This is a genomic window from Nocardia aurea, assembly GCF_003123685.1.
In the GTDB taxonomy this organism is placed as follows: domain Bacteria; phylum Actinomycetota; class Actinomycetes; order Mycobacteriales; family Mycobacteriaceae; genus Nocardia; species Nocardia aurea.
The window spans coordinates 384,589-398,315 of sequence record NZ_QCYJ01000103.1; the positions used below are offsets into that span (position 1 = coordinate 384,589).

Annotated in this window: 8 protein-coding genes; 4 read left to right on the plus strand and 4 right to left on the minus strand. The window is 69.3% G+C overall.

Going from position 1 to position 13,727, the window contains the following annotated elements; genetic code table 11:
* Window positions 1–21 precede the first annotated feature (21 nt).
* Window positions 22–882, minus strand: coding sequence for an alpha/beta fold hydrolase (locus DAT37_RS22945; protein ID WP_109526881.1), 861 nt, complete (start codon window positions 880–882; stop codon window positions 22–24).
* A 117-nt stretch (window positions 883–999) separates the two neighbouring features.
* Between DAT37_RS22945 and DAT37_RS22950 the strand changes: the two genes are divergently transcribed.
* The 3 genes from DAT37_RS22950 to DAT37_RS22960 all read left to right on the plus strand — a co-directional run bounded on the left by DAT37_RS22950 (window position 1,000) and on the right by DAT37_RS22960 (window position 3,445).
* Window positions 1,000–1,596, plus strand: a complete 597-nt coding sequence (locus tag DAT37_RS22950) for a TetR/AcrR family transcriptional regulator (protein ID WP_232839935.1) — start codon at window positions 1,000–1,002, stop codon at window positions 1,594–1,596.
* A gap of 111 nt (window positions 1,597–1,707) precedes the next feature.
* Entirely contained in the window at window positions 1,708–2,364 is a 657-nt protein-coding gene (locus tag DAT37_RS22955) for a PadR family transcriptional regulator (RefSeq protein WP_109526883.1), read from the plus strand.
* A gap of 112 nt (window positions 2,365–2,476) precedes the next feature.
* A complete protein-coding gene (locus DAT37_RS22960) occupies window positions 2,477–3,445 on the plus strand; it encodes an esterase/lipase family protein (protein WP_109527344.1) in 969 nt (322 codons plus the stop codon).
* 65 nt (window positions 3,446–3,510) lie between these two features.
* Here DAT37_RS22960 and DAT37_RS22965 read toward each other — a convergent pair whose 3' ends face one another.
* From DAT37_RS22965 to DAT37_RS22975, 3 genes are read right to left on the minus strand one after another with little or no spacing between them, the layout of a single operon-like run.
* Window positions 3,511–4,701, minus strand: a complete 1,191-nt coding sequence (locus tag DAT37_RS22965; RefSeq protein ID WP_109526884.1) for a lipase family protein — start codon at window positions 4,699–4,701, stop codon at window positions 3,511–3,513.
* Between the two features lie 28 nt (window positions 4,702–4,729).
* Window positions 4,730–5,941 (minus strand): lipase family protein, encoded by a 1,212-nt coding sequence (locus DAT37_RS22970; protein WP_109526885.1) that lies wholly within the window; start codon window positions 5,939–5,941, stop codon window positions 4,730–4,732.
* Entirely contained in the window at window positions 5,928–6,839 is a 912-nt protein-coding gene (locus DAT37_RS22975) for an oxidoreductase (protein WP_109526886.1), read from the minus strand. The genes DAT37_RS22970 and DAT37_RS22975 overlap by 14 nt, the downstream gene beginning before the upstream one ends.
* Window positions 6,840–7,145: 306 nt before the next feature.
* Here DAT37_RS22975 and DAT37_RS22980 point away from each other — a divergent pair, with 306 nt between their 5' ends.
* Window positions 7,146–13,724 (plus strand): type I polyketide synthase, encoded by a 6,579-nt coding sequence (locus DAT37_RS22980; RefSeq protein ID WP_109526887.1) that lies wholly within the window; start codon window positions 7,146–7,148, stop codon window positions 13,722–13,724.
* The last annotated feature ends 3 nt before the right edge of the window (window positions 13,725–13,727 follow it).

Below are 13,727 nucleotides of genomic sequence, written 5' to 3' on the forward strand. Positions count from 1 at the left end.
GCGGTTCCGGGCACGCCGGTGCTACGGCGCCCGGTTCGTCGTGCCGACCGGTCTGCCGGTGAGAAACGCGGACATCGCCTCGGCGACGGCTTCCGGACGGTCCAGCATCGAGAGGACGTAGGCGTCATCGATTTCGACGAGTCTCGCCTTCGGGATCAGGTCGGCCAGCCGTCGGCCGTGTTCGCGGGGCATCACCTTGCCCGCGGACGACCACAGGATCAGCGCGTCGCCCGAGAAATGCCGCAGTGCTTCGGTATGGGCGACGAGCTCGGCCTTGGGGAATCCGGATCTGGTGTAGGAGAGCACATCCCGGCGGATGCGCTTGTCACGTAGCCCGGGTTCGGTCCAGCTGCGCACCAGGTCGTCGGGCAGGCTTCGGCGCGTCATCCAGCCGAAGAGCACCGGGGTGTCACGCAACCACCGGATACGTAATTGCCACAGGGCCAGCGACACTCCGCCGGGCAGATAGCTGGCGACGGTGGCGGTCTTACCCGGCAGGCCGGGCGGGAAGTTGTCGAACGCCTCGCAGGGCAGCACGATCAGACGTCCGACGCGTTCGTCGAGTCCGTAGGCGGTCAGGAACAGGCCGCCGCCCCAATCGCTGTGCACCAGGGTCGCGTTCCGCAGGTCGAGGGCGGTGAGGAATTCCGCGATGAGCACGTTCAATCCGCGCATACTCAGATCCGCGCCGGGAAGCATCGGTTCGGGATGCGCGCCCAACGGCAGATCCGGCATCAGATAGCGGAAGCCGTCGGGCAGCAGGTCGATGACGCCGTCCCATTGCGTGTGATTGATGAGCAGTCCGTGCAGGAGGACGACCGGTGGGCCTTCTCCGCGTTCGGCGTAGTGGAGTGGACCCGCTGTGAGCTGGACTGTCGGCATGTTGACTCCATTCGTGGGACCGCTGTCGGGCGATGCTCCGCGCGCCGTGCCCGCGGGCGGAATGCCCGGGTGGCGGGTAGAGCATTTGCTCTAGAGTGCTTACTCTAGTCTGGGAGTGTGACCGAGCAGATGTCAACGACCACCCGGGATCGCCTCGTGACGGCGACGGCGGAACTGATGCGACGGCAGGGGTACTCGGCGACGACGGTCAAGCAGGTCACCGTCGCCGCCCACGCCCCGATGGGATCGCTGTATCACCACTTCCCCGAGGGAAAACCGCAGCTGGCGGCGTCGGCGCTACGCACGTCCGGGGCCGCGTACATCCAGCTCCTGCCCCTGCTGATGGATCCGTACGACGACCTGCGCGAGGCGATCCCCGCCGCCTTCGCCGCGGCCGCCGAGCAGATCCGGGGCTCGGGCTGGATGAATATGTGCCCGGTGGGGACCGTCGCGGGCGAGACCGCCGACAGTGAGCCCGGACTGCGCGAGGTCACCGCCGAGGTCATCGGCTCCTGGGTCGAGTCGGGCGCGGACTATTTCGTGCGTCGCGGCCTCGCCGACGTCGACGCCCGAGACCTGATCTTCGCCGTGCTGGCCGCGTTGGAGGGCGCCTTCATCCTGTGCCGCACCCTCCGGTCGGTGGAACCGCTGCACGCCGCGGGCCGTGCGATGGCGGCGCGAGTGGAGGCGATGTTCGCCGCGTCGGGCGGCTGATCGCCGAGTGGCCGTCGTCACCGGGAATGTTCGCCTCGTTCCTTGCGTTCGATGCATTGTCGATATATCGTCGATAGTGTGAAAAGAACACGAGAGCCTGAGGAGGCCGACATGAACACCCTCGACAATCAAGATTTCGGACGGCGTGGACGCCGTCATGGTCACCACCGCGCCGATATCGAATTCGGCCCGGATTTCCACGGTCGTCGCCGCGGCCCGCGGCAGGGCTTCGGTCCCGGCTTCGGCCCGGGGTTCGGCCCCGGTTTCGGGCCGGGCGCGCAGTTCGGACGTGGACGTGGTCGCGGTGGCAGGGGCAGGCGCGGTGACGTCCGCGCCGCCGTATTGCTGCTGCTGACCGAGCGCCCGATGCACGGATACGAGCTGATCCAGCAGATCCGTGAGCGCAGCGACGATGTCTGGCGTCCGAGTCCGGGATCGATCTACCCCGCACTGGCCCAGTTGGAGGACGAAGGTCTCGTTCTCATCGAGAAGGTCGCGGGTCGTAAGACCGCGAAACTGACCGAGACCGGCACCGCGTACGTCACCGAGAACCGTGAGGATCTGGGCGACCCGTGGGCCGATGTCAAGACCGATGTGGGCGCCCAGGCCATCGACCTGCGCGGACTCGTCGGACAGCTGATGGGCGCGGTCGGACAGGTCGCAGCGGCGGGTACGCCCGAACAGGCGGAGAAGGCGGCCGAGGTGCTGACCGAGGCACGTCGCGCGCTCTACCGCATTCTCGCCGACGACGACGCTACCGAGAAGTAACCCTCCGGACCTGTCCTGCGCGTGTGCCTTTCGCGCCTTTTCGGTTCATCATTGTGAGATGGAACAGCCGAAGGGTGTGTTGGGTTGGGGATTATCACAGTGGGGCAGGTCGATGCTGATCTGCGTCATGGCCGGAGCCGTCTTGTTCGGCTCCGGCGCGGCGCGGGTGCACGCGGATCCGAGTTCGAACCATCACGTGCCCCCGGAGATACCGACCGAGAGCGCCCCCGCGCAGCCCGATCACCTGGCCGCGGCCGTCTATCAGAAATTCCATTGGGACGTCGTTCCCGCCGGCGCGAACAACTTCGACTGCGTGCCCGCTGACCCGTCCTCGCGACCGGTGATCCTCGCGCACGGTACCGATTCCACCGCCTACTCCGATTGGTCGGCCATCGGCACGCGACTCGTCGACGCCGGAATCTGCGTTTTCGCCCTGAATTACGGCGCGGCGCCGGGCGCGAACACCTACGGCACCGAGGATATGCGGCTCAGTGCCGCCCAGGTCGGGGATTTCGTCGAACTCGTGCTGGCGCGGACCGGCGCCGACCAGGTCGACCTGGTCGGATTCTCCCAGGGCGCCAACGTGACTCGGTACTACACGAACAAACTCGGCGGTGCGTCCCTGGTGCGGCAGTGGGTCGGACTGGCGTCACCGAGTTACGGCGGGGTGATGTACGGGCTGGCTCCGGTCGCGCAGATGATCCCGGGGGCGTTGGAACTGTTCGCGCGGGTGACCTCGCAGGCGGTGATCCAGCAGGCGCAGGGATCGGCGTTCATGCTCGAACTCAACGCGGGCGGCGACACGGTTCCCGGACCGAGATACGTGACGGTCGGCAGCCGCGTCGACGAGATGATCCAGCCGTTCGAGAATATCGCCCTGCGGGGCGCCGGGGCGGAGAACCTCATACTCCAGGATCTGTGCCCCGAGGATCTGACCGGGCATTTCCATATGGTCTACGACCCGTTCGTGGGGGAATTGCTGCTCGACATCCTCGACCCGGCGCACGCCCCCGCGCCGGTGTGCCGTCCGGTGCCGCTCGGTACCGGCATTCCCGAGGTGGTCATCGCGGGCAATTCCTGACCGCGACCGACGTGAACGGCCCCGTGCTTCCCTCCGGAATCACGGGGCCGTTGCGCGCGGGTGGGTCAGCAGTTGCTCGGCGCCGGTTCTCCGCGGAACCGCGCTTCGATGAAATTCCACGCTCCGGGGAATCCCGCCACCGCCGTGGTCATGTGCTCGGAGATGTCGTAGGTGACGAAGGTCAGGTGCGCCCCCGCCGCGCAGTATCTGTCGGCGACCTCGGCGGCGGATCGGAACGGTGTCAGTTCGTCGTAGATGCCGTGCCAGTAATACAGGGGCGCGGTCGGCACATCGGGGAAACGGCGGACGCTGTTCTCGCGCAACACCGCCCGAGCCTCCGGGCTGTCCATCAGGCTCTTGGTCGCCGCCATCTGCTCGGCATTGCGCAGGGCTCCGTTGGCCAGGATGAAACGCCTGCATTCGTCGTGGGTGAACTCCCGGAACCACAATCCGGTCTCGTTGAGCTGGGCCGAGACGGGCAAGCGCGTCGGATACTCCCGCTCCAGTCCCATCGCCGCGGCGAAGGCGAGCCCGAAGCCGGGGTGCGGTCCGAAACCGATCCCGAGCGCCATCTCCTCGACATCCACCGGGATACCGCCCGCCGCCACACCGACCAGTCGCAGTTCGGGAGCGTAGGTCGGCTGTAGCGCGGCGGCCCACGCGCTCGCCATCGCGCCGCCGGAGTACCCGGCCAGCGCGACGGGCGAATCCCCGAGTCCGAGGCCGGTCGCCCGCGTGAGCGCCCGCACGCTGTCGAGGGTGACCATTCCGCTCAGCCGTGCCGCGCCGTAGGCGACCGTCGGCCCCAGGTAGTCGGGCAGTGCGATGGCCCAGCCGCGCCCGAGCGGAAGTACCGCGCCGAGCGCGTCCAGGGTCTCCTCGTTGAACAGCGAGTACGACGGATTGCATTTGGTGCCGAGGGAGTTGATCAACGCCTGGTAGGAGACCAGCGGCGGGTTCACCGCGCCCTCGGGGATCAACACGGTCGTCACGCCCATGATGGGATCGCCCGCCGAGTTGGTGGACCGGAACGCCACGTTCCAGTAGTCGACGCCCTGGAACGGGCCGGTGTCGACCTTGCGGGTGCGCACCACGTCGCCCGGCTGGAGCGCGGCGAGATCGTCGGGGGCGTGGAAGAACGGGTCGGGATTCGGCGTCGGATAGAGGGGTTCGCTCGACGCCGTCGAATGGGTGGACACGGCGAGGCCGACGAAACAGACGGCGGCGATCAATGCCCTGAACCAGGTACCGGTCATGAGGTCGATCCTTGGAAGTCGGAGCCGGTCAGCAGTTGCTCGGCGCGGATTCGCCGCGGAAGCGGGCGTCGAGCCAGCTCACCGCGGACGGAAAGCCGAGTACGGCGGTGGCGAGGTGATCGGGGCTCGGATACAGCTCGGACCAGAGCCTGACCCCGGCCTGGCAGTAGCGGCGATTGGTGCGGTCGACGGATTCGACCGGGATCAACGGGTCGGTCGGGGTGTGCCATTCGAAAACCGGCACGGTCGGCGTGCCGTCGAACAGTTCGAGGCTGTTCTCGCCACTGACCTGCCATACCCGCTCGTCGTCGATCAGCGACGTGGTCGCGGCGAGCGCGCCCGCGCTCTGCATGGCGCCGAGCGCGATGAGCTCGTAGGTGCAGGCGTTGGCCATCGACGCTCGGATCTGCTTGCCCTGCTCGTTGAGCTGATCGCTGATCGGGAGCCGGTCGGGGTATTCGCGCTCCAACCCGAGCGCCGCGCCCATCGCCAGACCGAACATCGGGTGCGGCGCGAGGCCCAGCCCGCGGGCCATGAGATTGATATTCATCGGAACGCCGCCCGCCGCCGCGCCGACCAGACGCAGTTCGGGGGCGTATCGCGGTGCGAGCGCGGCGGCCCACGCGGTCGCCATACCGCCGCCGGAATAGCCGAGCATCGCGGCCGGGCTCTCGGCGAGGTCGAGTCGGGGAACGCGCTGCGCGGCGCGGATTCCGTCCAGGGTGATCTGTCCGCCCAGCCGGGCCGCGCCGTAGGCGGCGGTGGGACCGAGGTGATCGGGCAGCGCGATACTCCACCCGCGCAGCAGCATGGTGTTGAGCAGCGGGACGGCGCGGTAGAGCAGATTCGGGTCGTAGTCGTAGAGCCCGTGATAGACCGAGCATCGGGTGCCGAGACCGTTGATGATGTGCTGATACGACAGCAGGGGAGCCCCCGGCCGGTGATCGGCGGGGGTCAGCACCGTCGTGGTCGCCGCGATCGGTCGGCCCTGGGAGTTCGTCGAGCGGAATTTGATCAGGGTGACCGTCGCGGTCGGGAAATACGGCAGCGGCGGCTCGGAACGCGTATCGATGACGTCACCGGGCGCGGCGTCGGCGATGCCCGCGGGTGTGGCGAAGAAGGGGTCGGGGTCCGGGTCCGGATAGACGGGCTGGGCCATGGCCTGGCTCTGGCTGGTAAGGCCCGCCGCCGCGCCGATCATCAGCGCGCAGATCAGGATTCGGGTCCTAGTGAGCTTCATGGGCGGTCCCTGTGGCAGTAGGTGCTATCGGGAAGCGGAGGCCGGTGGCCCGCTCGGATTCCTCCCACAACCGTTGCCGCAGTGCGGGATCGCGCGAGAGCGAACTCGACGGGGTCGCGGCGACCGGGCCTCGGGTGTGCATCAGCCTGGTCGGGCCCCAGTAGGTTCCCGGGTCGGCTTCCGGTGCGGTGGCCGCGAACAGCATCGATCGCGCCGCGGCCGCCCTGGACTGACCGACGAGCCCGATGAAGGGTTCGGCCACCAGATCCAGTGGCGTTCCGGTCCTGGCGACGAGCCCGGTGGGGGCGACTCCCGGATGGACCGCATAGGACCTGGTGGCCGAACCCGCGCGTTCCAGTCGGTCCTGTAATTCGCGGGCGAACATCAGCGTCGCGAGTTTGGATTGCGCGTATGCGCCCGATCGGGAATAGCGGCGGCGTTCGAACTGTAAATCGTCCAGATGTAATGCGCGGATCCACTTGTGGGAAATGCTGGAAACCGACACGACGCGATCGGTGATGCGGTCCAGCAGTAGTCCGGTCAACGCGAAATGGCCCAGGTGGTTGACGCCGAACTGCATTTCGAAACCGTCCGCCGTCCTGGCGAACGGGATGTTCATCAGACCGGCATTGTTGATCAGAACATCGACTTCGCCACGCCGGTCGGCGAATTCGCGGACCGAGGCGAGGTCGGCCAGTTCGAGTCGCTCGACGACGATATCGCCGTCGATGTCGCGCGCGAATTCGCGCGCCCGCTCGACGTCACGGCATGCCATCACCACCGTCGCCCCGCGGTCGGCGAGCGTCGCGGTGACGACTCGGCCGAGACCACCGTATGCCCCGGTGACGACGAAAGTTCGGCCCTGTTGGTCCGGTATCAGGCCGGGGGTCCACGTCATGGGGGCAGACACTATGGCAGCCTGCGAAACCCGAGCAATGGTTGCTGGGCAAGCCCCAGTGGCGTCGCACCCGCCATTGTTGTGTCTCCCAAATACCCTGATTGCGAATGCGATTCGTCACGACCTGTCCTAGCCTGACGCACAGCGACACGGCAGCACACGCTGTATGTCGCATCGGCGGTGTCATGCCGTCGCCGTCCGGCCGGTGCGACGCGATGGGGCCGGCGATTCGAATTCTGCCGCCGTCGTGTCTGGTTCCACGGTAATGACGCATGCCGTTACCGCTGATGCAGGAGATGTTTGCCCATGGCGAATGAGAACGAGCTTCGCGCCTATATGAAAAAAGCGATCAAGGAATTGCAGACCACCCGGGGGCGGTTGGCGGATCTGGAATCGAGGGCGCACGAGCCGATCGCGATCGTCGGGATGGCATGTCGCTATCCGGGCGGCATCGAATCGCCGGAACAGCTGTGGCGCGCGGTGGCCGACGGTGTCGACCTGGTCTCGGACTGGCCGCGTGATCGCGGCTGGGACAGCGACGGTCTTTTCGACGCCGAACCGGGCATCGAGGGTAAGACCTACGTCCGGTCCGGTGGATTCCTGAACGGCGCAACAGAATTCGATCCGGCGTTCTTCGGGATCGGGCCGCGCGAGGCCCTCGCCATGGACCCGCAGCAGCGGCTGGTGCTCGAGACCGGCTGGGAGGCGTTCGAACGGGCCGGTATCGATCCGACGACCGTGCGCGGCAGCGCCACCGGTGTCTTCGTCGGCATGATGACCGATGCCCAGACCCCGCCCGCGCACACCATGGGCAAGGACCGCCACGGCGTCCTCCCGTTCCTGATGACGGGCCAGGCGGCGAGTATCGCCTCCGGCCGCATCGCCTACACCCTCGGGCTGGAGGGGCCCGCCGTCACCATCGACACCGCGTGTTCGTCGTCACTGGTCGCGGTGCACCAGGCGGCGCGGTCGCTGCGCGCGGGGGAGTGTTCGCTCGCGCTCGCGGGCGGGGTCACGGTGATGGCGACCCCGTCGGCGTTCATCGCGTTCTCCGCCCAGCGCGCGCTCGCGGGCGACGGCCGCTGCAAATCCTTCGCCGCGGCCGCCGACGGCACCGCCTGGGGCGAGGGTGTGGGAATGCTGCTGCTGGAGCGTCTTTCGGAAGCGCGACGGCTCGGACATCCAGTGCTCGGCCTCGTCCGGGGTACCGCGGTGAATTCCGACGGCGCGTCGAACGGGCTCACCGCGCCGAACGGATTGTCGCAGCAGCGGGTGATCCGGACCGCGCTCGCGGACGCGGGTCTGGAGGCGCGCGACGTGGACGTGGTCGAAGCGCACGGCACCGGAACGACTCTCGGCGATCCGATCGAAGCCCAGGCGCTGCTCGCGACATACGGTCAGCAGCGCGGCGATCGCGAGCCGCTGCTGCTCGGGTCGATCAAATCGAATATGGGCCACACCCAGGCCGCCGCGGGCGTCGGCGGCCTGATCAAGATGGTGATGGCGATGCGTCACGAACTGGTCCCGCCGACCTTGCACGTCGACGAACCGTCACCGCATGTGGACTGGGACTCCGGCGCCGTGCGCCTGGTCACCGAAGCGACACCGTGGCGGCGGTCGGACCGGTCGCGGCGGGCGGCGATCTCGTCGTTCGGGATCAGCGGAACCAACGCGCACGTGATCGTGGAGGAGGCGCCCGCCGAATCAGTCGCCGCGCCCGCCGCCCCCGTCGATCCGGTGGTGACACCGTGGGTGGTGAGCGCGAAATCCGAGGCGGCACTGGCCGCGCAGGCGGCACGGTTGGCCGACTTCGTCGCCGCGGCCGACTCGGCGGTGGCGGACTTCGCGGCCGCCGACTCGGCGACAACCGACCTCGCGACGGCCGACCCCGCGACAGTCCGCTCTGCGGCGGCGGACTTCGCGACGGCCGACGTCGGTTACACGCTGGCCGGTTCTCGGGCCCGATTCGAGCATTGCGCCGTCGTCATCGGCGGGGACCGGGCCGAGTTGCGGGCGGGACTACGGGCGCTCGCCGACGGTGTCGCCACGGCTTCGGTGGTGCGCGGCGCGGCGGCCGGACCGGCCTCGGTAGCGGTGATGTTCCCCGGCCAGGGCGCGCAACGGGTCGGCATGGGACGCGATCTCTACGCGCGGTATCCGGTCTACCGCAACGCCTTCGACGAGATCTGCACCGCTTTCGACCCGCATCTGGACAGGTCGCTGCGTGAGCTGGTCCTCGGCGGCGAGGACACGGAATCGGCCGATCTGCTCGATCGCACCGAATACACTCAGCCCGCCCTGTTCGCGACCGAGCTCGCGATATACCGGCTGGCCGAATCATGGGGTCTGCGCGCGGATTTCCTGATGGGACATTCCATCGGTGAGATCGTAGCGGCCCACGTCGCCGGGGTGTGGTCGCTCGCCGACGCGGTCACCCTGGTGGCGGCGCGCGGCAGGCTGATGCAGTCGCTGCCCGCAGGCGGCGCGATGATCTCGGTCGCCGCGGGCGTCGACACCCTCGCCGGACTGCTCGACGAATTCGGTGACGTACTCGGTGTCGCGGCGGTCAACGGGCCGCGTGCCACCGTGTTGTCCGGCCGGGACGCCGCGATCACCGCCGTGGCGGGCAAACTCGAGGCCGACGGCGTCACGGTGCGCAGGCTGCGGGTCAGCCACGCGTTCCATTCCCCGCTGATGGATCCGATCCTGGACGAATTCGCCGAGGTGTGCGCGAATCTGACGTACGGGACCGCGGTACTCCCGGTGGTCTCCGCGCTCACCGGGCGGGTGGCCGAGACGGCCGAACTGAGTTCTCCCGACTACTGGGTGCGGCACCTGCGTGAACCGGTGCGATACCTGGACGCGGTGCGCTGGGCCCACGACACCGGCGAGGTCACCTGTTTCGTCGAGGCGGGGCCGGGCACGACACTGTCCGGGCTGGTGCTGGGAGGCGTTCCCGAGGACCGGGCCGACGCCGTCACCGTCGCCCCGTTGCAACGACCGGGGCCGGCGGGCGAGGTCGCCTTCGTCCACGGACTCGCCACCGCCTACACCGGCGGCGCGGCCGTCCGCTGGACCGCCGCCTTCGCCGAGACCAGCGCGCGGCGAGTCGACCTGCCGACCTACGCGTTCCAGCGGGGCAGGTTCTGGCTGGAGAGCGCTTCCGGCGGCGATATGCGCCAGGCCGGACTCGGCACGACCGACCACCCGCTGCTCGGCGCGGCGATCAGTCGCGCCGACGACGGTGGCCTGCTGCTGACGGGACGGCTCTCGCTGCGGACCCACCCCTGGCTGGCCGGGCACCGGATCGGCGGACAGGTGCTGCTGCCCGGCACCGCCTTCATCGAACTGGCCTGCCACGCGGGCGAACTCGTGCACACGCCGGATATCGGCGAACTCGTGCTCGAAGCGCCGCTGGTGGTGCCGGAGAGCGCGGCGGTCGAGGTGCAGGTCGTCGTCGGCGCGACGGGCGCGCAGGGCGCGCGGACCGTCGCGGTGTACTCCCGGCCGCAGGGCGCGGGAACGAATGTGGCCGAAGGTCGCTGGCTGTGCCACGCGAGCGGCAGTCTGGTTCCCGCGTCCGCCGAACAGCGCGTCAGCGGTGACCTCGGCGCGTGGCCGCCCACCGACGCGGTGGCACTGCCCGTGAACAACCCCTACGAAGGGATGGCGACGGCCGGATACAGCTACGGCCCAGAATTCCAGGGCCTGGGCCGAGTGTGGCGTCTGGGGGAGGTGGTGTTCGCGGAAGTCGCGCTCCCCGAGCGGATTCGCGGCGACGCCGAACATTTCGGCATCCATCCGGCCCTGCTCGACGCCGCGCTGCACGCGATGATCCTGGCCGGGACGATCGGTGTCTCGGGCAGCGGTGGAATCCGCCTGCCGTTCGCCTGGGAAGGCGTCCGGGTGCGCGCCGTCGGCGCCGCCGCACTGCGCGTGCGCATCGCGCCGCGCGGGCCGGACCGCGTCGAGCTGGAACTGGCCGACACCACGGGCGGGATCGTCGCGACGATCGACGCGCTCGTCATGCGGGAGATCCCCCGCTCGGCGCTCGGCGCCGCCGCCCCGGTCGCCGACGACGCGCTGTTCGAGACCACCTGGGTACCGGTGCCGCACCGCACCGGTACGGACGGAATCTGGTCTGGGGACGACTCGGATCTGCGATACACGCACTCGGACAACGACTTCCGGGTCATACCTCTGTTCTCCGACGCCACCGGACCGTCCGGCGACGACCTGCCCGACGACGTACACGCCCGGCTCGCGACCCTGCTGTCCCGACTCCAGGACCTGCTCGCCGCCGACGATGACGACCACCCGGCGCTGATCGCGGTCACCTGCGGCGCGGTGGCCGTGCACGGCGCCGAGGACGTCCCCGACCTGGCGGGCGCGGCGGCCTGGGGACTGCTGCGCAGCGCGCAGACCGAGAATCCCGGTCGCGTCCTGGTTCTCGACGTCGACGACCGCGCCGACTTCCGCTCGGCCGTCGCCCTCGCCGCCGAATCCTTCGACGAGGGCCAGCTCGCGCTGCGGCACGGCGAACTGTTCGCCCCCCGACTGACACGCGCCGGAGCCGATACCGTCGGCTCGGCCGCGCTCGTCGAAGCACCGTCCTGGCAACTGGTGACCCGGGGCAGGGGCACCCTGGACGGCGACAACATGATCCTGTCCGAAGTGCCCGACACCGCGGCGCTGGAGTCGGGACAGGTACGAATCGCGGTGCGGGCGACGGGGATCAACTTCCGCGACGTGCTCATCGTGCTCGGCATGTATCCGATTCCCGATACGCCCGTCGGCGGCGAGGGCTCCGGAATCGTCGTCGAGGTCGCCCCCGACGTCACCGCCCTCGCGCCGGGGGACAAGGTGATGGGCATCTTCACCGGCGTCGGCGCGACGGTGGTCTCCGACCATCGCACCCTGATCTGCGTTCCCGAGGGGTGGTCCTTCGAACAGGCGGCGGCCACGCCGATCGTCTTCGCCACCGCCTACTACGCACTCGTCGATCTCGCCGCCGCGCGACCGGGGGAAACCCTGCTCGTGCACGCCGCGACCGGCGGTGTCGGCATGGCCGCGGTGCAACTCGCCCGGCACCTCGGCCTCGACCTCTACGTCACCGCGAGCACCGGCAAATGGAAAGTGCTGCGCGACATGGGCTTCACCGACGATCGGATCGGTGACACCCGCACCGTCGACTTCGCGGACGAATTCATGGCCGCGACCGACGGCCGCGGCGTCGACATCGTGCTCGACTCGCTCGCGGGCGACAAAGTGGACGCGTCGCTGGGACTGCTGCCGCGCGGTGGTCGCTTCATCGAGATGGGGCTCACCGATCTGCGCGACCCGCAGACGGTGGCGGCCGATCACCCCGGTGTGCGCTACCGCAACTTCCTGCTGATGGAGGCCGGTCCGCAACGTCTGCGCGAGATCCTGGCCGAACTGGTCCGGCTCTTCGACACCGGTGCGTTGCGCCCGCTTCCGGTGACCTCGTGGGACGTGCGCCGGGCCCCGGCCGCGTTCCGCCAGCTCAGCCAGGCGCGCCATGTCGGCAAATACGTGCTCACCGTCGCACCTGGCCCGGACCCGGCGGGCACCGTGCTGGTGACCGGTGGCACCGGCGGACTCGGCGCGCTGATCGCCAAGCACTTGGTCACCGCGCACGGCGTCCGTCATCTGCTGCTGGCGGGCCGACGCGGCCACGCAGCCGACGGCGCGGCCGAACTGGAAGCCGAACTCACCGCCCTGGGGGCCGACACATCCATCGTGGCCTGCGATCTCGGTGACAGGTCGGCGGTCGACGCGTTGCTCGCCGGGGTGGACCATCGTCATCCGCTGACCGGAATCGTGCACGCCGCGGGCATCGTCGACGACGCGCTGCTGTCGGACCAGAACGGCGAACGGCTCGCCCGGGTGCTGCGGGCCAAGGCCGATTCGGCCTGGCATCTGCACCGGGCGACCCGCGATCTGCCGCTGTCGATGTTCGTGCTGTACTCCTCGGTTGCCGGACAACTCGGTTCCCCCGGTCAGGCGAACTACGCCGCCGCCAACGCCTTCCTCGACGCCCTCGCGCAGCATCGCGTGGCCGCGTCGCTGCCCGCGACCGCGCTGGCGTGGGGTCTATGGGAACGCGCGACCGGCATCACCGGCCACCTGTCCGACCGCGACCGGATGCGGATGCGCCGCGACGGCCTGATCCCGCTGGCCGACGACGAGGGCGTCGCCCTGTTCGACACCGCACGCGGCACCGGCCATACGGCGCTGGTGCCCGCGCGACTCGATCTGGACGCGCTCCGATCGCTGGGCGAGGCGTCCGAGATGCCGCCGGTCCTGCGCGGACTGCTGCGCGCCCAGCGCCGCGCCGCCGACGCGAGTGTCGCGGAGGCGGCCGCCCTGGTCGCCGGTCTGACCGGGCTGGGGACGGTGGAACAGGAACGCGTGATCCTCGGCGTCATCCGATCGCACGCGGCGGCGGTGCTCGGCCACGAATCGCGCGAGGCGGTGCCGCCGGACACGGCGTTCACCGAACTCGGGTTCGATTCGCTGGGCGCGGTCGAATTCCGTAACCGGCTCAAAGCGGCGACCGGGGTGAAACTGTCGACCACCGTCGTCTTCGACTACCCCAACGCCGCCAAACTGGCGCGCTACCTGCGCGAGGAGATCGCACCGGAACGCGATCCGGTGCGACATCTCGTCGTCCAGCTGGAAACCCTGGCGCAGGGCTGCGCCGAACTCGACGGCGAACAACTCGGCGTGATCGTGGCCCGCCTCGGCGAGCTGGCGCGCCGACTGGGCGGGGCCACCGGCGAAACCGTCGACGATATCGACGACGCCGACGACGACGAACTGTTCGAACTCATCGATCAGGTTCGCCCCGCGAGTCTCGGCTGAAGG